Genomic DNA, 21,150 nt, shown 5'->3' on the forward strand with positions numbered 1-21,150 from the left:
AAACTCTTAATTTTTAATGACGCAGCTCCTAAGTGTTTTTAATATAAAATAGCGTCATAAACATTTCTCTTTTCTTTCTATTGAATAAAAGGAAACACTCTTAAAAATTAGTATCTTACGGCAACTCCATAAGTTGAATAAATAGTTAATCGATATGAATGCTTTTCACTACGCTTTTAAAATAAAGGATATCAATTCTACTCGTAAGTTTTATGTTGATATTTTAGGTTGTAAAGAAGGTCGGTCTACCGAAAATTGGATAGATTTCGATTTTTTTGGGCATCAATTATCAGGACATATAAGTGATGCTATTCCTGAATTGGATTATTGTGGAAAAGTAGATGGTGTACGTGTGCCTATTCCTCATTTTGGTTGTATACTTACCATTTCTCAATTTGAAACTTTGCAGCAAAAATTTGAAATCAATACTATAAAATTCGTTGTAAAACCACAAACGCGTTATGCAGGTCAAGCAGGAGAACAACGAACAATGTTTGTTTTTGATTTTAGTGGAAATCCATTGGAATTCAAGGCTTTTTCTGATGAAAATGAAGTTTTTGCAAAATAATTAATAACTTTCAAGTATGAATGCACTAAAATTACCTTTCGAGTTTGATGCTAGTATTATAAAAGAAGAGTTGGCTCAATTTTCTAAAACTGACTATAGAGATGTTTACAATCCTTCCGTAGCTTTAGAAACATTATGGTTAAAGGAATTTATTATTCCTATTGGCACACCTGACGAAATTCCTACTTTTCACCCAAATGATGCATTAAAAAAATGTCCATACATGCTTTCTATATTTGAAACATTTAAATGTCGTGTAGAAACATTTCGTATTCATACGTTGGATGCTGGTGCAAAAATTAAAAAACATATCGATTCTGGCTATAGTTTTGAACAAGGAAAAGTTCGACTACATATTCCTGTCTACACAAATGATAAAGTAGAATTATTATTGAATGATGAACCTGTAAAAATGAAAGAAGGCGAATGTTGGTATTGTAACTTCAATATCTTTCATGAGGTTAAAAATAATAGTGATCAACCACGCGCACATATCATTTTAGATTGTATTGTAAACGATTGGTTAACGGATGTTTTTGGACAAGTTTCTGCTTAAATTTAATAGAATTCTTTTCTAAATTACAGGAAACCGCATTGTGCAATTATAATCTTTGTTTTATTATTATTCTGAATTTTTTAATTAGAAAGAAGTGAATAGAATTTTTATCGAAGCATCAACTGAAGGTCTAAATGTAGCTTATACTATTCAAAAAAAACTTAAATTATGATGCCCTTATTCTCAATAGCTTATAGCTAGTGGCAATTACAAGTAAACAATAAAAATTAAAACGATTAAAAAGTGAAGAAGAAAATTAAAATAATCTTCATTCCAATACTTATAATTACTGCATATGTATTAGTTAGTATATTCTTATCTCCTACTAGTAGTTTTGTTAAATTACAGTATGTATCTCCTGTTAATAAAGAAGAGGCAAAAGATTTAGGAGTACTGATAACTGATAATCCAAAAATTTCATTCACTACAAATAGTAACCAATGTGAAGATTTGGAGTTTTGGGTATCTAAAAACAAATATTTTAAAATGTATGGTATGTTACCAATAGGGTATCATATCATAAATGAAGATCAAGTCAGCCTACATATGACGTACCCAATTCATCTTTCTCAAAAAGGAATATCAGTTAAGTTTGAAGGTCATGAAGAAATGATTGATTTTCCTAAATATGGTATATCCTATAATTCAAATTCTAAAGCTCATATCACAATCATAGAAGGGAAAAATAGAATACTTTGTGAGTTAGATGTTTATTTAGGTAATGCTACAGATTAGTTGATGAACTATTTTTGAATCATAAAAAATTGTAAAACCTCCGCTCCCGCTAGCTTATAGCTAGTGGCGACTACAAGTAAGCAATAAAATATAAAAAGCTATTCCGAGAATAATTCCGAATAGCTTTTTATATTTTAGTATATGAGCAGAAATTATAAATTTCATAGCAAAAGTAGTTTATATTTTATAAGCTCAACTTACAATAAATTGGGCAGATACCTATACGTATCAAGTTTATTTTCACATACTAGCTAAGAGTATAAATCATTATAAAAAGAAAGTTCTCACCAAAGCTTACTCAAAACACAATTACCATATTTTCAATATGTTACATTTTATTCGTATATTTATCTTACCCAAATAAGTAAGATAAATAATTTATTTTTCAAATGTATAATCTGTAAAAACATTAAATCATTTATGTATGAGCCTTATTCAAAATAAAAGTTACTTTGTCTCTACTAGAGATGTTGTATTACGTAAAAATCCTTCAAAAAAATCAACTGGACTCAACCATCTAATTTACGGAGATTGGATGAAGTTCTTAGGTGAAACAGATAATGGTTGGGCAAAAATTCGTTCTAGAGGAAAAGAAGGTTGGATTCCTATAACAACGATTCAAGAAGAACGTGTCCTAGAAATCAATTTTGTAGATATCGGTATTGGCGACGGTTGCCACATAGTAACTCCAAATGATGATATTATTCTTATTGATGCTGGTAAAACTGATAATATGTCTAGATTTATTAATTGGCGATATAATATTAGAGACAGGCAAGTAAAAGGTGTAGATGATGTTCCAATTGATGCAGATTGGGCAAAAGATCCGAAAATAATTGATTACGTGATTATTTCACATCCAGATAAGGATCATTATTATGGATTTAAGGACTTATTTGAGAATAAGAAATTTGCTTATAAAAAAGTATTCCACAATGGAATATTTGAAAGACCAAAAGATTCAGCTAACGAAGATCCAAATTTACATTACTATTCAAGTGAAGATTTAGGAGGATATGTAACCTTAGATAGTAAGAAGTTTTTATGGGATACCGTTAATACTAATGCTGAAATGCATACACTAATCAAGCGTTATAAATCGTCTAATAAAGATTATTTAAAAACCTTAAATGCCTTGATATCAAACAATCCAGATGTAAAATTCACCACCTTAAGTATAAGAGATAAATACTTAGATAAATTTAATTCTGATTCATCTATACCTATAAAAATTCTTGGTCCAGTTACAGAAAAAGTGAAACATCTCAATAAATCTAAGGATTGTCTTATTCGACTGAAAGATGAAGGGAAAACTAAAAATGGACATTCTATAGTCTTAAAACTCCATATAGATAAATTAAGAGTACTCTTAGGAGGAGATTTAAATACACAATCTGAAGATTATTTATTAAAACATTATACCAACACTGAAAAAGACGTCTCTAAACTAGAGAATTCAATATCAAAATTAGTATCAAAAGGCATTACTATTTCTAAAAAAAATAAACAAAAACTCTTAGAGCTTCAAACAGAGTTAGAAAGTATAATCATAAAAGGTAGAGGGCATTTTGAATCTGATATTACTAAAGCATGCCATCACGGAAGTCATCATTTTTCTGAATCATTTTTAAAATGTTTGAATTCAATAGTAACAGTAATATCAAGTGGAGATAATGACAGTTATGCACATCCTAGACCCGATGCTCTGGGTGCGTTTGGTAAATATGGACGAGGTGAAAGACCATTGATTTTTAGTACAGAAATAGGTAGAAGTACAGCAGAATTCACACATGTGGAGAAGTATTTCGAAGAAATATCGCAACTCAAGAACGATATTGCTAATGAACCTAGTAAAAGAGAAAAGAAAAAGATAAGAAAGAGGCTTGAAAAAAGAAAAGATAGGAACGTTGCAGTGTATGGCATGATAACCGTAAGAACTAATGGTGATAAAGTATATATAGCTCAAAAGCTTGAAGCTAGTTCTGACGACCAAAAATGGGACATTCATGAATTGAGGTATAACGAAGCTAGGTCTCAATTTGAATATATTGAAAAGCACTAGTTTTTGTATTTTAGTACTATAAAAATATCCTTAAATGTATGATCATTTCAAAACATAAAAAACCCTCGCAATTAGCAAGGGTTTTAATTTTCTATTGTGTCACATCGAGCATTATTAAATCAAAATATATTTTGATTGAAAATACAAAACGAAGTTTCGAAATGTCTCTATAACTTCAAAAGTTTCTCGACTGCGCTCGAAATGACATTTATCTATCAAAATCAATTAGTTATCTAATCAACTTCTTATATTTAATACGCTTCGGCATCAAGTCGCCACCTAAACGTTTCTTTTTGTTTTCTTCATAATCTGAGAAGCTTCCTTCAAAGAAATAGACTTGCGAGTCACCTTCAAAGGCTAAGATATGTGTACAAATACGATCTAAAAACCATCTATCATGCGAAATGACTACCGCACAACCTGCAAAGTTCTCCAAACCTTCTTCCAACGCTCGTAAAGTGTTTACATCCAAGTCGTTTGTTGGCTCATCCAGTAATAACACGTTTCCTTCTTCTTTTAGCGTCATAGCTAAATGCAATCGGTTGCGTTCCCCTCCAGAAAGTGTATCTACTTTTTTGTTTTGCTCGCTTCCAGCAAAGTTGAATCGACTTAAGTACGCTCTAGAATTCACTTGCTTTCCACCCATCATCACTAATTCCTGCTCATCAGAGAAATTTGCCCAAATTGATTTATTCGGATCAATATTAGAGTGCGACTGATCTACATACGCGATTTTTGCCGTTTCTCCTACCGTAAACGTTCCTTTATCTGGCGCTTCTTCTCCCATAATCATTTTGAAAATGGTTGTTTTTCCCGCTCCATTCGGACCAATTACACCCACAATTCCTGCTTGTGGTAAATTGAAGTTTAAATCTTCATATAATAACTTATCGCCAAAAGCTTTCGAAACGCCTGTAGCTTCAATCACATTAGTTCCTAAACGTGGACCATTTGGAATGTAAATTTCCAACTTCGCGTCCATTTGTTTTTGATCTTGACTCATCAATTTGTCATAGTTCTTCAAACGTGCTTTTTGCTTTGTTTGACGTCCTTTTGCTCCTTGACGAACCCATTCCAATTCTCGTTCTAATGTCTTCTGACGTTTCGAAGCGGTTTTGCTTTCTTGTGCCATACGCGTCGATTTCTGATCTAACCAAGAAGAATAGTTTCCTTTCCAAGGAATCCCTTCTCCTCTATCCAATTCTAAAATCCAACCTGCAACATTATCTAAGAAATATCTATCGTGCGTCACCGCAATTACGGTTCCTTTATATTGTGCTAAATGATGCTCTAACCAATGTACAGATTCTGCATCCAAGTGGTTGGTAGGCTCATCTAATAGTAAAATTTCTGGTTCTTGTAATAACAAACGACATAAGGCAACACGACGACGTTCTCCTCCAGAAAGTACACCAATCAATTTGTCTGGCTCTGGCGTACGCAACGCATCCATGGCAATTTCTAATTTTGTATCTAATTCCCAAGCGTTACTAGCATCAATTTTGTCTTGCAAATCTGCCTGTTGCGCCATCAACTTGTCCATTTTGTCTGCATCAGAATATACTTCTTCCAAACCAAACATGTCGTTAATTTTATTGTATTCGTCAAGAATTGCTACAGTTTCTGCAACACCTTCTTTTACAACTTCCATTACGGTTTTTGTTTCGTCTAGTTGTGGTTCTTGTTCTAAATACCCTACTTTATAACCTGGCGAAAACGTAACGTCTCCTTGATAGTTTTTCTCTACGCCTGCAATGATTTTCAGTAAAGTAGATTTACCAGAACCATTTAAACCGAGAATCCCGATTTTAGCTCCGTAGAAAAAACTTAGGTATATATCTTTTAAAACTTGTTTGTTTGTACTTTGATAGGTTTTAGAAACCCTATTCATTGAAAAGATAACTTTCTTATCGTCTGACATAATTATGCGTTGATTTTATTACTTCGTCACAAATATACATAATTGTCGTAGCATTCGCACATATAATTTTAGGATTGAAATATTAAATAATTGAATGGTTGAAAGATTCAATTAATATTAAAAAATTACTTCATCATTCCTAAAAAAAACTTCTTTTTAAGAAAATATATCCACTTAAAAAACACTGATAAACAAACATTTAAACTTATAAACATATACACTTACAAACTTTTCTTCACTTTTAAAAAACCGCCTTCCCATTTTGCTCGTATATAAAATTAGAATACAATAAAAATCTAATTAAACTTAAAAATTATGAAACGAGTAACAACCATTTTAGGAATCAGTATTGTTTTGGTGGGAAGTTTCTTTTTAATCGCGGCAGATCATATTGATGCGCCAGCAATTCAAGGAACAACTGCCGACATTACCGATTTCTACGCCTTTCAAGGAGAAGATACAAATAGTATTGCCTTTGTTGTAAATACACAAGGATTATTGAGTCCTGCTGCAACAGGAAATGCTTCTTTTAACGAAAATACACTGATCGAAATTAATATTGATACTTCCGGAGATAGTGTGGAAGACTTAGTAATTCAAGCCATTCCAAGAGATGGAAAAATGTATTTCTTCGGACCAGTTGCACCAAGTGCTACAGGATTGAACAGCGTTATCGAAGCTGTTGAAACAGCTTCGTCAGTAGATATTACTCCATACGGAAGCAACGCAATTACAGCAACGAATAACGGAATGAAATTCTTTGCAGGTCCAAGAGACGATCCTTTCTTTATGGATTTTGCGCAATACGGTGAAATCATCACAGGAAACGCAACAAGTTTTAACGATCCTGGAACAGATACGTTTGCAGGTTCCAATGTACTTTCAATTGTAGTAGAAGTGCCAAAATCAGAAATTGGCGGTTCAGGTACAATCAATGTTTGGGCAGAAGCAAAAGGAAAACAATAAGCAATCAACATTCACATATAAAACTATTAAAATGAAAACTATACAATCTATATTCGGAATTGCAATCATAAGCTTATTCACCTTAGCAAGTTGCTCTTCTGACGATAATACAATTATAATTGATCCTACACCTGATTTCTCAGGTACATTCGCGCAGCAAGACCAAATGGGAAGACCTGCGGTGAATACTGTTTTTGTATCACAAGCGAGTAAAGACAATTTCAATGTAACCATTCCATCGCAACAAAATGCGGCTTTTCAAAGTATGTTTCAAACCAACTTAACAGGATTGAGTCCAGCGTATGCAAATCCTGGAGATCAAAACGCGTTGGGACAAGATGCAGCAGCTTTTACAGGTTTGTTAGCTACAGATGTTTTAAATGTTTCTTTGGATGGAACTACTACTTTTTACGATGGAACAAACGTACTCACAGGTCGTGCTCTAGCGGATGATGTAATTACCGTAGAGCTTTTATTAATTTTTGGAGGCGAAGACTTCACAGAAAACCCAAATCTTTCTGATGATCATGTGGACGCCAATGACAAACCTTTTTTGTCCTCATTTCCATACTTAGCCTCACCGTGGTAGTGTAAACAAGTATTTATTTCCATGAAGAAAAATTGCACGATATAAATACTTATTAAATTTAGTAAATAGCTTAGATCCCGCTCTACAGCGGGATTAGCTCTACTAACTGCGTTGAGCGCGTCTTACAGACTTCTCAACGTAGTGTATCACTAATCTGATTTGCTATTGAGAGCATTTAGTATATAGCAATTTAACCTGTTATTAGTTGAACGATCTCGCTAGATGCTCTCTACTTTAAAGAATTAAAATATTGAATTAAAAAACACAATTATGAACACCAAAATCGCCTTTCAAATACTTGGAGTTTGCATGCTTATTATGAGCTGCACTTCTAAGTCATCGCAAAAAATTACAGCTGCCGAGTCGTACGATCAATATTTAGATGTAGCTGAAAACACAACGATTCAATCTGTTACTGAAATCCACAAATTTTGGTCAGAAAAACTAGAAAAAACTCCAAATCAATATCCGTATCATGCAAAAGTTGCAAGTGCACATTCTCAGCTGTTTAAGGCAACTGGCGAAATCTCTCATTTAATGGAAGCGGCTTCGCACTTGGAACTTTTAAATGATCGTACAAAGTATCAAAATGCAGGATATATAAGAAGTTTGGTTCGCAATTATATTTCACAACATCGTTTTCAAGAAGCCTTGACTTTGTTGAAAAAAGCTGAAGTTTTAGGAGAGAATCGTCAAGCGACACAAAAGATGTTATTTGATGTGCATTTAGAACTCGGAAATGTAGCGGAAGCCGAAAAGTACCTCAACATTTTTAAGAATGAACATAGTTTTAATGCGATGATTCGATTGTCAAAATGGTACGATCACGAAGGGAAACTACTAGCTGCCATTAAAATGATGGAAAAAGCAATGTTAAAAGCTGAAGACGCAAACAATAACTTTTTAAAACAATGGTCGTATACGAATTTGGCTGATTTTTACGGTCACGCCGGAAGAATTAAAGATGCATACACACATTATTTAAAAGCTTTGAAATTAGACCCAAACGATGCGTATGCTAAAAAAGGAATTGCTTGGATTGTGTTTTCGCATGAGAAGAATCCAAAAGAAGCTTTACGAATTTTAAATACGATCATGTCACAACACAAAGCGCCAGATTATTATTTATTGAAAGCAGAGATTGCTGAATTTATGGGGGAAAATGTGGAAAAAGAACAAAACATTCAAGCGTTTATGAAAGCCATTCAAGATGAAAAATATGGTGTCATGTATACTTCATACACGGTTTCTGTACTATCAGAAGAATTACATGATACAAAGAAAGCATTGGAAATTGCGCAACAAGAAGTCAAACTACGTCCTACACCACAGGCGTATGATTTATTAGCTTGGACGTATCATCTACAAGGCAATTCCGCGAAAGCGCAAGAAATTATAGAAAAACATGTCATAGATAAAACTTCTGAACCTGTCGCAATGTATCATGTGGCAGAAATATTAAAAGCAAACGGAAATACAGAAACGGTTTCGGAGATCAAAGCTGAATTACTAGAAAGTAGTTTTGAAGTGGGTCCAATTATGACCGAAAAAATACGACGATTGTAGTACTCATAAAATATTGAATTGATAAAGGTTTGTCAGATCGAGCGCAATCGAGATTCTATGAAAACATATACAATTTATTGAAGAACTAACTTTTGTTAGGTGATTGGTTTTTATTGAAAGAAGACACTTTGTGATGAAGTGTCTTCTTTATTTTATGGTGATACCGTAAAATGAAACCGTTGATTTTCAATATATTTAAGTCTAATCAAAAATATACTACCATGAAAAAAAAGAGTCTTAAAACATTACAGTTAAACAAAACAGAGGTTTCAAATTTTGATCCAAGCTCACCAAAAGGCGGTTCTGTGTTTACATCTTATCCACTTCCAAATGGACAAATTCTTTGTAAAATAACATATCATGAAGGTTGTTATCCATCATAGAAACAAAAGCCGTTTCTAGACATCTTGAAGCGGCTTTTAAACTTTCAATTAATAATTATTCTTCAATAACATCAATTGGCGGCGGCGGCGGCGTCAAGAATTGCTCTCCAAATTGTAATCGTAGTTTAAATGGTAATTTCTTTTTTAAAATATTTACTTGAGAAGTTTCTAAATCACATACTTTTTTAGAAAAAAGCTGTTGTGACAAATCTTCATAGGTTAACAAATATCCATTCATAACATTTGTGAACGTCTTTTCAATACTGTCTTTTGGTGTTTTTGTATCCCATCGTATCGAAACTCTTTTATAATGATCATCATCTTTACTTGAGAAATTTTTACGCATCCAATATTTTACTGAATCTATCGTAATAACTCCATCTTTCATTAATAAATGTCCATTTTTATTTAATAAAATATAGGTTTCTGTACCTCTATTATAACAACTTACAATGTTTTTGTCGCATTCTCTCTGTACATACATATTTGCAACGTCTTCATTCGCTAAAATCACTCCGAAATGTATCGTTTTCAAACACAATTCTGTATCTATTTTTTTAGCAATAGAGTTTAGCAATGGTTCTTCTTCTAGCGAATAGTCTATTTTAATTTTTTTGAGCGAATCTGAAACTGACAACAAACTGAGTTCGTTTGCGCAGTATTTTGAATTGCTGATTTCCTTTTTAGCTTGCTTTGGAGAACATCCAATGAAAAGAAATAGAAAAGAGAGTACATATAAAAAATTCATTTTTTTCATCAAATGCATGCAATTTGGTTATGGATTGATTGTTAAAAGTGACACTAAAAAAAGTAGTTGAACCTTATTTTACGGTGATCACGTAACAGTATCAGTACACTTTTCAGTACTTTACATGCATTGTTTCACCAAAAATTATACCATGAAAAAAAGAAATTTAAAATCGTTAGTACTACACAAAAACGCAATTTCAAGTTTAGCTACAAAAGACACAAAAATTGGTGGTCGAGGCGCAAGTGATCGACTCACCGAATGTAGAAATGATTATTGTGTATCATTCTTTAATAGTTGCCCTTGGGTTTGTTAAAGAAATGCATAAACACCTAATTGAAAGCGAACTATTGAAGTTCGCTTTTTTATTAAAAAAACAAATCTAACAAGCTGTTAAACTGACAATTACGGCTTTCCCGTAAAACATTTACAATTAGTTTTTATACTTTAAAGTATTGTCCAACTAAAAATTTTAAATCATGAAAACGAATTTTAAAAGTCTGCGTTTAAAAAAACTAACGATTTCTAAATTGAATGGAAAGAAGGTTTACGGTGGAACAGACCCAAATTTTACATGGGGCTGCCCTCCGAGTGTAATAGATTGTCATTCGCTGGCGCCGCATGTATGCCATCCGTATACAGAACAACGTGACTGTCATATTTCTGATGTTCCGGAATGTCATACCGATTTTTTATGTGAAACAGACTATTGTTAATGAAGAGAATAATCTAGTGAAAAAGAAAATAATACAAAAGCGGACTATATCATTGCACTTGTCAAAATGTGGTTCGCTTTTCTTTTGTCTCTAAAAAGTGATGTATTAAGGATTTGAAGCCACAACTCCAAGTGTGTACAGTTGTTCCATTGTTGGCGATTCACTTCCGCCTGCTGGTTCTAATCTAATTCCAAAGGCTTCAGATTCGTTTGTGTTTTGTAAATTATTAGCTTGTTCAATGGTTTCCATTACTATGCTTCGCCATTCATTTCTTATTAGGTATTCTTCTTTTTTACTACTATAAAATAACTAGATGCTCCTTTATATATTTCTTCAGCGTCGATAGTCTGAAAATTTCCCCTTGTCATTAAATCATCTAAATCCGAGCTTTTAAGTCTTCTTATAGGAATGGGAATTATTCCAATTTTACACAATATTTGGACAAGCTTAATCTGAATATTAACTAAAAATGACATTTTACCTCGTAAGCAAGGTGTTACAGAAATAAATACTCCATCAGGTTTTAATAGTTCATATATTCTTCGCGTAACATCTTGAGGGTTGGGTATTGTATGCAACATATTGAAAACCAGAATTGTATCAAACGATTCTTTTTCATATCGTTTATCAAAAATGTCTGTTTGTACAAAATTTACATTTTCAACTTTACTAACAGCTGCTTTTTCTTTTGCTATTTCAATCATTTTAGATGATATATCAACAGCATGAATCTCTTTCACTTGATTGGCAAATTCACAAGATGTTGTGCCTGTTCCACATCCATAATCCAAAACAATATCGCTACCCTTGAGATACTTTTTAGTATTTTCTCTTGACCTTCTATGGATATATTCAAAACGCTCTTCCGTTTTATCATAATTTTTTGAAGCCTTATCCCAAAACTCTTTCGATTTATTCATTTTTTGTAATTTTTTCGTTGAATCAAATACACCCACAAAATTGCGAAGTATTTCTAATCAACACCATACAAAGAAGCTCAATTATTATGCTTTATGGCTCAATCTATATTTTGATGGCGAAATATTGTGTTCCGCTTTAAATATTCTTGCAAAACTAGAAGGATTAGAAAAACCACACATATAACAAATTTCACTTATTGAGTTTTGAGAATTAGTAAGTAATTTTTTCCCTCTTTCTATTTTTTTTTGCCGTATATAATTCGCAGGAGAGTTATTGTATATGCTATTAAACTTTCTTTTAAAAGAAGCTAGACTATTATTTGTCATAGCTGCTAAACGTTTAAGATTTAAAGGTTCATACAAATTAGCTTCAATGACCTCCTCAAATGAAAAAGCTCTGTCTGAAAATAAACTCCTAGCAATAGAATTCAAATCTGAAGATTCCTGAGTTTGCAAAAGCAATAAAACAATCTCAATTAATTTAACTGATAGGATATCTTCATTAAGAGCGTTTTTGTGATGAAAAAAATTAGAGACACTCAAAAAATAAGAACTGACTAAAGCAGAAGCATCTTGTTGTACAGTGTCCTTTTTTAATGGATGATTTAACTCTTTCCAAAATTTTGGCTTTTCATTATTGAATACTTTCTTTAATGTATTTCTATCAAAATGCACTACAATGGCATTTAAGTTTCCTATCTCTTTTTTTGAAAGAAAATTACCAACTGTTTTTCCACATAACGAAAGAATTACGGTTCCTTTTTCAGCTAAAAAACCCTGTCCTGTTAAGTCCTGATTTTCGCCTTCTATAATATAGGCAAAACAAGATTCAGAAGGTAAACTCATTCCGCTCTCTATTGGAGTAGATAATTTATACCATGAGAATAACGGTTTTTCAAATAGCAAGATTTGATTAACTTTATTTGTCATACAGCCTACCCTTAATTTTCAATGATTTTCTTTTGGGTTAATTTTTCGTAATTGGAACATAACCATGTACAATATGTCTTTCCTAAAAGTGATACTAAGGATTCGAAGCCACAACTCCAAGTGTATACAGTTGTTCCATTGTTGGCGATTCACTTCCGCCTGCTGGTTCTAAAGTAATTCCAAAGGCTTCAGATTCGTTTGTGTTTTGTAAATCAAACACTTTGTCGTTGTCTGTCGTAAAATCTGCTATAATTCCTAAACTTGTTGGTGTTAATGGATCTAATTTTAACGACCAAATTTGGTATACTTTTCCTGGTGGCGGTTCTGGCAATCCTTGTAAATCTAGGTACACATTATTCGCTTTTTTATCCCAATATACTTTTGCATACGATTCTGGTGAAACGGCTTGTCCGCCAAGTGACACCGAGATGATATCTTTAGTTCGCAACACATCTAGCAATTCGCTCGCGGCTGTTAAATCGCTATTGGCTTGATATATCTGTTTTTTCAAGGCTTCTCGCTCCGATCGTACCACTTCTATCTCAGATTCCAAATTGTTTTTCAGCATCATTGTAAACACCAAACCAGTTGCAAACACAACGGCGGCTGCCCAACCTGCATAACGGAAGATAGAATTTCCTTTTTTAAGCGGAATTACAGGCGTTTCATCAACTGCATTATCCGAAAGTTGTAATCGATCTTTAATCGCATCAAAAGTAGCTGTAGTATCTTTTTTGGCAGTTGCAGCTGTCAAACTTACAATAGCAGCTTCAATAGAAAGGACTTCTTGTGTCACTTCAGGGTACTTTTGCATCATTGCATGCACTTCCTCGTTTTCTTTTTCAGAAAGCGCGCCTGCTACATACAGTTCCAATATTCCAGATGCTATGTATTCCTTGCTATCCATCTATACGTTTAGTATTTTTCTAAGTTCGCTAATACAGTTTCTATTTCTAGTTTTTACAGTTCCTAATGGGATTTCGAGTGTTTCTGCTGTTTCTTTTTGTGTGTATCCTTTAAAATAAATGAAATCAATAATTTGCTTGCACTTTTCGGCAAGTTTGCCAATATATTTTTTAATACCTATCGCATTGATTTTTTGATCTAAATTATCATTGCTCTCAATATTATGTACGAAAAAATCAATATCTTGGTTTTGCTGTGTGTTTTTGTACGATTTTGAACGGACTTTGTCTATTGCGGCATTTCTAGCAATATTGAGTAGCCACGTAAAAAAACGTCCTTTTTTGGGAGTGTACGAATCAGATTTATTCCATGCTTTTATAAACACATCTTGCAGTACTTCTGTAGCAATATCATCATTTTTAACAATTGTATTAATGACACCAAAAATGCTTTCACTGTACATTTCGTACAACGATTCAAAGGCTTTCGCGTCTTTTTGTTGAAATTTAATGATGAGTGTTTCTAACTCCATGAAACCATATTGCTTTATAAACAGAAAGAAATATCTTAATATTTAGCGAGTTAAAGCTACAATTTTTCATTTTTACAGCAAAAAAAAAGCTCCCAAATTTTGGAAGCCTTATTTTGTATTGTATTGGTTGTTTTTGAGTTATACTCTACCTTTTAATGCGTTAAAAACCCATGCTATTGCAAAGAATCCTACACCAACAGCGGCAAATCCATAACCTGCAACATCGTCGTATCTAAAAGCTCCTAAAGCAATTAAACCAATGCCGACTAGTATCATTATCAACGTAGCCCAACCTAATACTGTGTTTTTGTTCATTCCCATAGTTTGATATTTTGGCACATCTGCAACACACTTCTACTCCGTTCAGTGTTTATGCTGTCAGGCTTTCGACAGTCGCTCTCTTCGAGGAGCTTCAACAAATGTCTCTATCCTTTGTGCTTTAGTAAGCTACAAATATCGAGTTTTTAATCTAAAACCAAAAAATTAATACGTTCATTTCAAATTAGCTTCAGTATAGTTTCAAATAACACGCTCATATTTTTAGTATCTTTATCAAAAATTAGCATCAAATTAAATTTCATTCATGAATAAAAAATTGTCCCTATTAGTACTATCTGTACTAGCATTATTTATTAGTTGTACTACTAGCAAATCAACTTCAAAAAGTGCTGCAGCTCCAAAATTAGAGAAATCATTACTTTGGAAAGTTTCAGGAAATGGTATTGAAAAACCTTCCTATTTATACGGAACTATCCATTTAACTTGCGATTATAATTATACTGATAAACTTAAAAAAGCGTTTGCCGAAACGGATCGTTTGGTCTTAGAAATTGATATGTCCGATCCGAAGTTACAAGCCAATATGATGAAGCTTATTTTTATGGAAGATGGCAAAACCATTCAAGGCTTAATGAATGATGAAGATTATAAAAAATTATCTGATTTTTTCAAAGAACAAGTCGGAATGAGTTTAAAGATGTTCAATACGATGAAACCGTTTGCAATTACCGCAACATTGACTTCAAAAATGGCGATTTGTGATAATGGAACTGCATACGAAACTGAGTTTATGAAAGTTGCTAAAGAGCAAAAAGAAGATGTAATTGGCTTGGAAACGATTGAAGATCAAATGAAAGTTTTTGATAACATTCCGTACGAAGAACAGTTGAAATCATTGGTAGAAATGGCAACAAGCGGAATGGACGAAAGCAAGAAGAGCTTTGATGAAATGACCAAATTTTACAATGCAGAGGACTTAGAAGGTTTATTAACTGTAATGACTGAACAAGGCATGGAAGCTGATTTCCAAGAAAGTTTGGTAGATCAACGTAACCGAAACTGGATTCCATTAATTGAAGAAATTGCAAAAGAAGCACCAGCTTTTATTGGTGTTGGCGCACTGCATTTACCAGGAGAACAAGGTGTTATTAATTTATTGAGAAAACAAGGATATACGGTTGAACCAGTGTTTGATTAGACACGTTCCTGCGGAGGCAGGAATCTCTTAGACCGCTTTGCTTTTAGACTCGCTCTCATGTAAATAGGAATCTCTTAGATTGCTTCACTTCGACAAGCTCAGTGTGAACGCTTTTAGACTTGTTCCCGCAGAAGCGGAAACTTTTAGATAACATAAAAAACCCGCAATGTTCATATGAATATTGCGGATTTTTTATGCTTTTTGTGCATTATTATGAGTTGCCATTATTTCGTTCGTGTTCTATAAGCCACTTCTTTCGTTCAATTCCACCACTATATCCAGTCATTTTTCCATCTTTTCCAATTACTCTATGACAAGGTATAATGATCGCAATTCGATTACAACCATTTGCAGAAGCTACTGCTCTTACAGCTTTTGGATTGTTTATCTTTTCTGCTTGCTGTTGATATGTTATCGTTTTACCATATTCAATTTCTTTTATACAACTCCATACAGAATTTTGAAAATCTGTTCCTGGTGTTTCTAGTTTTAGATCAAAAACTTTTCTCCTGCCTTCAAAGTATTCGTTAATTTCTTTCTTGGCTTGTTTAATGTGTACATTCTCGCCCAAAATAATAGTTGCGTTCAACAACTTTTGTAAGTCTTTAAATTCTGTTTCAAGCAGTTGTCTATCAACAAATTCCAGTAAACAAACTCCATTATCAGTAGCACAAACAAACATGGGACCTAAAGGTGTTGTGAGTCTGTTTATGAGGATTATGTTTTTGTCTTTACTATTTTTTGGCGATTTACCTACTAGTTTCTTAAAAGTGTAATTAAATCCACTTAACGATTCATAGCCAGAATCAAAAGCAGTATGTGTCGCATTCTTTCCGTGTTTTAATTCTTGAAAAGCATTGTTTATTCTATACATTCGTTGATATGCTTGAAAAGTCATACCATAATTATTTTTAAACCATCTCCGCACTACTTCCGGACTAATTCCTTTTTCTCTCAACTGGAAGTCAGTTATTTTATCTTTAGGATGTTCCTTTACCAATAGAATCGCTTTCTCAACTTGTTCAGGTGCTTGATTGGCATTTTCTGTCGGTTTACAAATTTTACAAGGTCTGTATCCATTATCCAAAGCTTCTTTAAATGATGTATAAAATTCAACGTTCTTTAGTTTTGGTTTTCTTGCTCTACAAGTTGCAATACAAAAAATAGAAGTCGTTTTTACTCCAACAAAGAAAATACCAACAAAGCTCTGTTTTCTGTCTAATAGTGCTTGATAGTACGTTTCGATTTTATTGTTATCCGTAATCAACATTTAAAAAATAGATTTAAAAGAGTTTTGACTCAAAACGTTCTTTACTGTTTCTTCAAAGTTACTATACATCTTGTCGAAAAGAAAATTCCCCATACTTATTCGCTTTACACCTAATTTTGCTAACGTTTCAAAATTTGAAAGATTTGGCATACACATTACATTAATGGGCAAATTTGTTGAATCGACAATAGTTTTTATATCATTTTCCTTTTCAATGCAAGGAACAAAAATTCCATTTGCGCCTGCATCTTGATACAGTTGAATTCTTCTTTTTGTTTCGTTAATAACATTTTCTTCAAGCAGGATAAATGTATCTGTTCGAACATTTATAAACATTTCAATACTTTCTTTTTCTAATTGTTCTTTTATTTCTGTTAGTGTCTTTGCAAAGTCATTAGCTTCTAGTAAAATCCGTTTTTCGTTCACTACACTATCTTCTATATTGATTCCTACAACTCCCAATTCTGATAATCTTTTGATGTGCTGAACAATTTGTGTTGGATTACGACTGTACCCAGATTCCAAATCAACTGATAAAGGTAAGTTCGTGTTACATGTAATTCGCTTTATGAAATATTCCAATTCAGAAAACTCCATTTCTTCGCCATCATTATATCCTAAAAGTGATGCAATTGCTGAGCTTGAAGTTCCAATTGCTTGAAAGTTTAATTTTTCGGCTGTTTTTGTACTTGGCACATCCCAAACATTTCCGATGACTAATGGTGTATTTTGATTGTGCAAATTTTTAAACTCCATCTTTTTATATTTTGGAGCAAAGTAACTATGACGAAATTTAGTTCGCAACCGAAAATTGGACGCGTATTTTTTTTAGCTTACAGATAACGTTAAGAATTAAAAAAAGAAAATCCACAACATTCATAAGAACATTGCGGATTTTGTATGTTTTTGATTTTATCTTTTTACAATTTCGCAGCCAATCGACTTCCTTGGTCAATGGCGCGTTTTGCATCTAATTCGGCAGCAATGTCTGCTCCACCAATTACATGCACTATCATTCCTTTTGCTTGTAATGGATCTAGTAATTCTTTTAAAGGTGTTTGTCCTGCACAGATAACAATATTGTCAACTTCCAATACTTTGGCTTCTTCATTTTGCGTGTAATGCAATCCTGTATCGTCAATTTTTGTATACTGAACTTCGTTGATAAAGTTTACTTTCTTCTTTTTTAAGTTTGCTCTATGAATCCAACCTGTTGTTTTTCCTAAGTTTCCACCAAATTTTCCTTTGCTTCGTTTGAACATGAAAATTTCTCTTGGCGAACCGTGAAAATTCGGTTGCATGTCTTCAATTCCGCCTCTAGCTTCTAAGGTTTTATCAATTCCCCATTCTTCCAACCAAGCATCAATATTCTGCGATGTTGATTCTCCTTCATGTGATAAGTATTCAGAAACATCAAAACCTATTCCTCCTGCTCCAATAACTGCTACACGTTTTCCAACAGGTTTTTTATGCTTTAAAACATCTAAATAACTGAGTACTTTTTCGTTTTCAATTCCTTCAATTTTTGGAATTCTCGGTTTGATTCCTGTTGACAGAATGATTTCTTCAAAGTTTCCTTGAGAGAGTTCATCTGCAGTAACACGTTTGTTTAGTTGCAATTCTACATTGTGCAATTCAATTTGTTTATTGAAATAGCGAACAGTCTCATAGAATTCTTCTTTTCCAGGAATTTGCTTTGCAATATTAAATTGTCCACCAACTTCTGCATGATCGTCAAACAGCGTTACTTCATGTCCGCGTTGTGCTGCAATCGTTGCTGCTGCCAATCCTGCTGGTCCAGCTCCAATAACGGCAATTTTCTTTTTAATACTTGCTGGTTTGTAATCGAATTCTGTTTCATGGCAAGCTCTTGGATTTACCAAACAGCTTGCTATTTTTTTTCTGAATATATGATCTAAACACGCTTGATTGCAGGCAATACACGTATTGATTTCTTCGTCTTTTTCTTCGGCAGCTTTGTTTACCCATTCGGCATCAGCCAAAAATGGTCGTGCCATCGAAATCATATCTGCATGTCCGTCTGCTAGTATTTTTTCAGCAACACTTGGCATGTTAATTCTGTTTGAAGTGATAAGTGGTACACTCACTTCTTTTTTCATACGTTCTGTAATCCACGTAAATGCTGCTCGCGGTACAGAAGTTGCAATGGTTGGAATTCTAGATTCATGCCAACCAATTCCTGTATTGATAATGGTTGCACCAGCTTTTTCAATGGCTTTTCCAAGTTGTACTACTTCTTCCCAACTGCTTCCTTTGTCTACCAAATCGAGCATAGACAAACGATATATGATGATAAATTCTTCTCCGACAGCTTCACGAACGGCTTTTACAGTTTGTACAGCAAATTTCATACGGTTGGCATAATTTCCTCCCCATTCATCAGAACGTTTGTTTGTTCTTTCTGCTGTAAACTGATTGATTAAGTATCCTTCTGAACCCATAATTTCCACACCATCATACCCAGCTATTTGAGCTAATTCTGCAGATTTCGCAAAACTTTTGACAGTTTTTTTGACACCATTACCACTTAATTTTTTAGGTTTAAAAGGTGTTATTGGTGATTGAATTGCCGAAGGCGCTACATTTAAAGGATGGTATCCGTAACGACCTGCATGTAGAATTTGCATACATATTTTCCCACCATTTTTATGTACCGCTTCTGTAATTACTTTATGTTTTCTGGCATGTTTTTTTGTGCTCATTCGCGATGAAAAAGGTGTTAACCAACCGCGAACACTTGGTGCCATTCCACCTGTAACAATTAATCCAACACCACCTTTAGCGCGTTCTCCATAGAAAGCAGCCAAGCGTTCAAATCCATTTTTCTCTTCTTCCAAACCTGTGTGCATAGATCCCATTAACACTCGGTTTTTGAGTGTTGTAAATCCTAAATCCAAGGGTTCAAAAATATGCTTATACTTCATGTATGCTGATGATTTTGTGGTTGTATTAAATATAGTATAATTCTTTCAAAAAAGAATAATGTATTTTTATTATGCGTGCATAATATTATGCAATATAACTAATTTTTGAGAAGTAGCGAATATTATTCGTTGATTGCGTAAGATTTGAAGTTATTTGAAAAGAAAAAGCCTAAGTTTTTGCTTAGGCTTTTTTAGTTTGATTTAACTTATGGTGTAGTTTAACTACAAATGGTGAATTTTGTTGAACCATCTTTTTTTAATTTAGGAGAAACACCTGAACCATAAATTCCCCAGTGCGGTCCCCAAGCGCCTTCAGCTGTTTTCCATGGTTCATCAAACATTTCAAACCACATGGTAATAAAAGCTTTGTTATATGTATTTGTGCCGTTTATCCATGTACATGTTGTATTAAAATTGGCTACTGATGCTTTTATATTTGTATCCGCATTAGTATCTCCTGCAGTTGGCCAACCAATTTCTGCAATAACTACTTCCAATCCTTCCGCTATAGCTTGTGCCATTCCATTATTATAAGAATACTGCATGTTTGCAGTAATATCCTTAGGATTGAATTTATTATTCACTTTTTGTCCATACCATGGATAAATGGTTAGAAATGCATAGTCCTGCATCAACGGCAATAATGATGACCAATTAATATTAGGTGCTTTCTGAGGTATTGGACCAGATCCAGTCATACAAATAGTTAAAGGAACATTGCTAATTTTTGGATAATTGACTAATTGTGTTTTTGCGTAATTAAAAGCTGATTCTACTTCTGCAAGCGTATAGTTATTTGAGGCCAGATCAACTTCATTACCAATTACGATGACTTTTACCATATCTGGATATGCATTTGCTTGCGTAAGTGCTGTATCTATTTCGGTATGTGTGCTTGCACTATCTCCTTGAAAAATCCATGCGCCTAACGCGACACCTATACTGTATTTTTTACACAATTCTGGTAGATACTCTTGACATCCTTGTACCGTATACGTACGAATAAATGTCATGTTGAAGTCACTGATGATTTTCAAGTCTGCATCTACATCTGCTTTGGTGTAAGCTGACTTTTTTACGGTAGCGGCTTGATGATAGGGAGCGTAACATACGCCCATCATATCACTACCGCCGAATAATGAATTTGTGTTGCTCATTTGTTGTTTTTTTCAAATTAAGCATAAATATTGGATTTTGCTGTGTTTGCTAATACGTATCTAAAAGTTAGTGTTTTAATTAGTTAAAGGTATTTTTTATAAAAGCCATCCCAAAATGAGATGGCTTTTGTTGGTAATTAGCGGCCAAGATTATCTAATTACCCCTTTTAATCATTAATTGTATTCATCTTAATTTAGGTTCA

The 21,150-nt window shown here is 33.4% G+C and carries 21 protein-coding genes and 1 pseudogene; 10 read left to right on the plus strand and 12 right to left on the minus strand.

Annotated features, from left to right (window positions below; all coding sequences use genetic code 11):
• Window positions 1-154 precede the first annotated feature (154 nt).
• From ACRBBL_RS05920 to ACRBBL_RS05935, 4 genes are all read left to right on the plus strand, one after another.
• Entirely contained in the window at window positions 155-568 is a 414-nt protein-coding gene (locus ACRBBL_RS05920; RefSeq protein ID WP_431368102.1) for a VOC family protein, read from the plus strand.
• 16 nt (window positions 569-584) lie between these two features.
• Window positions 585-1,124, plus strand: a complete 540-nt coding sequence (locus tag ACRBBL_RS05925) for an aspartyl/asparaginyl beta-hydroxylase domain-containing protein (RefSeq protein WP_431368103.1) — start codon at window positions 585-587, stop codon at window positions 1,122-1,124.
• Window positions 1,125-1,367: 243 nt separating this feature from the next.
• A complete protein-coding gene (locus ACRBBL_RS05930) occupies window positions 1,368-1,859 on the plus strand; it encodes a hypothetical protein (RefSeq protein WP_431368104.1) in 492 nt (163 codons plus the stop codon).
• Window positions 1,860-2,283: 424 nt separating this feature from the next.
• Window positions 2,284-3,921 carry an SH3 domain-containing protein gene (locus ACRBBL_RS05935; RefSeq protein ID WP_431368105.1) on the plus strand — a complete coding sequence of 546 codons (1,638 nt, stop codon included), beginning with the start codon at window positions 2,284-2,286 and terminating at the stop codon, window positions 3,919-3,921.
• Between the two features lie 229 nt (window positions 3,922-4,150).
• On the opposite strand, the gene ettA is transcribed toward ACRBBL_RS05935, so the two are convergent.
• Window positions 4,151-5,842: an energy-dependent translational throttle protein EttA gene (ettA, locus tag ACRBBL_RS05940; RefSeq protein ID WP_431368106.1), complete on the minus strand. Its 1,692-nt coding sequence runs from the start codon at window positions 5,840-5,842 to the stop codon at window positions 4,151-4,153.
• 315 nt (window positions 5,843-6,157) lie between these two features.
• Between ettA and ACRBBL_RS05945 the strand changes: the two genes are divergently transcribed.
• The 4 genes from ACRBBL_RS05945 (at window position 6,158) to ACRBBL_RS05960 (ending at window position 9,346) form a co-directional block, all read left to right on the plus strand.
• Window positions 6,158-6,808: a DUF4331 family protein gene (locus ACRBBL_RS05945; protein WP_431368107.1), complete on the plus strand. Its 651-nt coding sequence runs from the start codon at window positions 6,158-6,160 to the stop codon at window positions 6,806-6,808.
• Between the two features lie 31 nt (window positions 6,809-6,839).
• Window positions 6,840-7,397, plus strand: a complete 558-nt coding sequence (locus ACRBBL_RS05950; RefSeq protein WP_431368108.1) for a DUF4331 family protein — start codon at window positions 6,840-6,842, stop codon at window positions 7,395-7,397.
• Window positions 7,398-7,667: 270 nt separating this feature from the next.
• Window positions 7,668-8,963, plus strand: a complete 1,296-nt coding sequence (locus ACRBBL_RS05955; RefSeq protein WP_431368109.1) for a tetratricopeptide repeat protein — start codon at window positions 7,668-7,670, stop codon at window positions 8,961-8,963.
• Between the two features lie 221 nt (window positions 8,964-9,184).
• The gene (locus tag ACRBBL_RS05960) at window positions 9,185-9,346 is read left to right on the plus strand and encodes a hypothetical protein (RefSeq protein WP_431368110.1); all 162 of its coding nucleotides are present in this window, start codon (window positions 9,185-9,187) and stop codon (window positions 9,344-9,346) included.
• Between the two features lie 55 nt (window positions 9,347-9,401).
• Here the strand turns inward: ACRBBL_RS05960 and ACRBBL_RS05965 are convergent, their stop codons facing one another.
• Window positions 9,402-10,103, minus strand: a complete 702-nt coding sequence (locus ACRBBL_RS05965) for a hypothetical protein (protein ID WP_431368111.1) — start codon at window positions 10,101-10,103, stop codon at window positions 9,402-9,404.
• A gap of 142 nt (window positions 10,104-10,245) precedes the next feature.
• Here ACRBBL_RS05965 and ACRBBL_RS05970 point away from each other — a divergent pair, with 142 nt between their 5' ends.
• Window positions 10,246-10,410, plus strand: a complete 165-nt coding sequence (locus tag ACRBBL_RS05970) for a hypothetical protein (RefSeq protein ID WP_431368112.1) — start codon at window positions 10,246-10,248, stop codon at window positions 10,408-10,410.
• A 505-nt stretch (window positions 10,411-10,915) separates the two neighbouring features.
• Here the strand turns inward: ACRBBL_RS05970 and ACRBBL_RS05975 are convergent.
• From ACRBBL_RS05975 to ACRBBL_RS06000, 6 genes and pseudogenes are all read right to left on the minus strand, one after another.
• Window positions 10,916-11,032, minus strand: a pseudogene (locus ACRBBL_RS05975) (anti-sigma factor); the annotation flags it as partial.
• Window positions 11,033-11,085: 53 nt separating this feature from the next.
• Complete coding sequence (locus ACRBBL_RS05980) at window positions 11,086-11,730, minus strand: class I SAM-dependent methyltransferase (protein ID WP_431368113.1); 645 nt, start codon at window positions 11,728-11,730, stop codon at window positions 11,086-11,088.
• Window positions 11,731-11,814: 84 nt separating this feature from the next.
• On the minus strand, window positions 11,815-12,660 hold the full coding sequence (locus tag ACRBBL_RS05985; protein ID WP_431368114.1) for a helix-turn-helix domain-containing protein: 846 nt from the start codon (window positions 12,658-12,660) through the stop codon (window positions 11,815-11,817).
• 94 nt (window positions 12,661-12,754) lie between these two features.
• On the minus strand, window positions 12,755-13,567 hold the full coding sequence (locus ACRBBL_RS05990) for an anti-sigma factor (protein ID WP_431368115.1): 813 nt from the start codon (window positions 13,565-13,567) through the stop codon (window positions 12,755-12,757).
• A complete protein-coding gene (locus ACRBBL_RS05995) occupies window positions 13,568-14,098 on the minus strand; it encodes an RNA polymerase sigma factor (protein ID WP_431368116.1) in 531 nt (176 codons plus the stop codon).
• A 138-nt stretch (window positions 14,099-14,236) separates the two neighbouring features.
• On the minus strand, window positions 14,237-14,419 hold the full coding sequence (locus ACRBBL_RS06000; RefSeq protein ID WP_431368117.1) for a CAL67264 family membrane protein: 183 nt from the start codon (window positions 14,417-14,419) through the stop codon (window positions 14,237-14,239).
• A 262-nt stretch (window positions 14,420-14,681) separates the two neighbouring features.
• On the opposite strand from ACRBBL_RS06000, the gene ACRBBL_RS06005 reads away from it, so the two are divergent.
• Complete coding sequence (locus ACRBBL_RS06005) at window positions 14,682-15,575, plus strand: TraB/GumN family protein (RefSeq protein WP_431368118.1); 894 nt, start codon at window positions 14,682-14,684, stop codon at window positions 15,573-15,575.
• A 211-nt stretch (window positions 15,576-15,786) separates the two neighbouring features.
• On the opposite strand, the gene ACRBBL_RS06010 is transcribed toward ACRBBL_RS06005, so the two are convergent.
• From ACRBBL_RS06010 to ACRBBL_RS06025, 4 genes are all read right to left on the minus strand, one after another.
• Complete coding sequence (locus tag ACRBBL_RS06010; protein WP_431368119.1) at window positions 15,787-16,845, minus strand: bifunctional transcriptional activator/DNA repair enzyme AdaA; 1,059 nt, start codon at window positions 16,843-16,845, stop codon at window positions 15,787-15,789.
• Window positions 16,846-17,601, minus strand: coding sequence for an isocitrate lyase/PEP mutase family protein (locus ACRBBL_RS06015; protein ID WP_431368120.1), 756 nt, complete (start codon window positions 17,599-17,601; stop codon window positions 16,846-16,848).
• 164 nt (window positions 17,602-17,765) lie between these two features.
• On the minus strand, window positions 17,766-19,790 hold the full coding sequence (locus ACRBBL_RS06020) for an FAD-dependent oxidoreductase (protein WP_431368121.1): 2,025 nt from the start codon (window positions 19,788-19,790) through the stop codon (window positions 17,766-17,768).
• Between the two features lie 218 nt (window positions 19,791-20,008).
• Entirely contained in the window at window positions 20,009-20,947 is a 939-nt protein-coding gene (locus ACRBBL_RS06025) for a glycosyl hydrolase family 17 protein (protein ID WP_431368122.1), read from the minus strand.
• Window positions 20,948-21,150: the final 203 nt, after the last annotated feature.

The sequence above is a fragment of the Kordia sp. genome (assembly GCF_050633145.1).
Taxonomy (GTDB): Bacteria; Bacteroidota; Bacteroidia; order Flavobacteriales; family Flavobacteriaceae; genus Kordia.

Excerpts from the sequence above, each read along its gene's own strand:
- ACRBBL_RS05920 (WP_431368102.1), top strand. The coding sequence starts at position 155 with ATGAATGCTTTTCACTACGCTTTTAAAATAAAGGATATCAATTCTACT.
- ACRBBL_RS05925 (WP_431368103.1), top strand. The coding sequence starts at position 585 with ATGAATGCACTAAAATTACCTTTCGAGTTTGATGCTAGTATTATAAAA.
- ACRBBL_RS05935 (WP_431368105.1), top strand. The coding sequence starts at position 2,284 with ATGAGCCTTATTCAAAATAAAAGTTACTTTGTCTCTACTAGAGATGTT.
- ettA (WP_431368106.1), bottom strand. The coding sequence starts at position 5,842 with ATGTCAGACGATAAGAAAGTTATCTTTTCAATGAATAGGGTTTCTAAA.
- ACRBBL_RS05945 (WP_431368107.1), top strand. The coding sequence starts at position 6,158 with ATGAAACGAGTAACAACCATTTTAGGAATCAGTATTGTTTTGGTGGGA.
- ACRBBL_RS05950 (WP_431368108.1), top strand. The coding sequence starts at position 6,840 with ATGAAAACTATACAATCTATATTCGGAATTGCAATCATAAGCTTATTC.
- ACRBBL_RS05955 (WP_431368109.1), top strand. The coding sequence starts at position 7,668 with ATGAACACCAAAATCGCCTTTCAAATACTTGGAGTTTGCATGCTTATT.
- ACRBBL_RS05960 (WP_431368110.1), top strand. The coding sequence starts at position 9,185 with ATGAAAAAAAAGAGTCTTAAAACATTACAGTTAAACAAAACAGAGGTT.
- ACRBBL_RS05965 (WP_431368111.1), bottom strand. The coding sequence starts at position 10,103 with ATGAAAAAAATGAATTTTTTATATGTACTCTCTTTTCTATTTCTTTTC.
- ACRBBL_RS05970 (WP_431368112.1), top strand. The coding sequence starts at position 10,246 with ATGAAAAAAAGAAATTTAAAATCGTTAGTACTACACAAAAACGCAATT.
- ACRBBL_RS05980 (WP_431368113.1), bottom strand. The coding sequence starts at position 11,730 with ATGAATAAATCGAAAGAGTTTTGGGATAAGGCTTCAAAAAATTATGAT.
- ACRBBL_RS05985 (WP_431368114.1), bottom strand. The coding sequence starts at position 12,660 with ATGACAAATAAAGTTAATCAAATCTTGCTATTTGAAAAACCGTTATTC.
- ACRBBL_RS05990 (WP_431368115.1), bottom strand. The coding sequence starts at position 13,567 with ATGGATAGCAAGGAATACATAGCATCTGGAATATTGGAACTGTATGTA.
- ACRBBL_RS05995 (WP_431368116.1), bottom strand. The coding sequence starts at position 14,098 with ATGGAGTTAGAAACACTCATCATTAAATTTCAACAAAAAGACGCGAAA.
- ACRBBL_RS06000 (WP_431368117.1), bottom strand. The coding sequence starts at position 14,419 with ATGGGAATGAACAAAAACACAGTATTAGGTTGGGCTACGTTGATAATG.
- ACRBBL_RS06005 (WP_431368118.1), top strand. The coding sequence starts at position 14,682 with ATGAATAAAAAATTGTCCCTATTAGTACTATCTGTACTAGCATTATTT.
- ACRBBL_RS06010 (WP_431368119.1), bottom strand. The coding sequence starts at position 16,845 with ATGTTGATTACGGATAACAATAAAATCGAAACGTACTATCAAGCACTA.
- ACRBBL_RS06015 (WP_431368120.1), bottom strand. The coding sequence starts at position 17,601 with ATGGAGTTTAAAAATTTGCACAATCAAAATACACCATTAGTCATCGGA.
- ACRBBL_RS06020 (WP_431368121.1), bottom strand. The coding sequence starts at position 19,790 with ATGAAGTATAAGCATATTTTTGAACCCTTGGATTTAGGATTTACAACA.
- ACRBBL_RS06025 (WP_431368122.1), bottom strand. The coding sequence starts at position 20,947 with ATGAGCAACACAAATTCATTATTCGGCGGTAGTGATATGATGGGCGTA.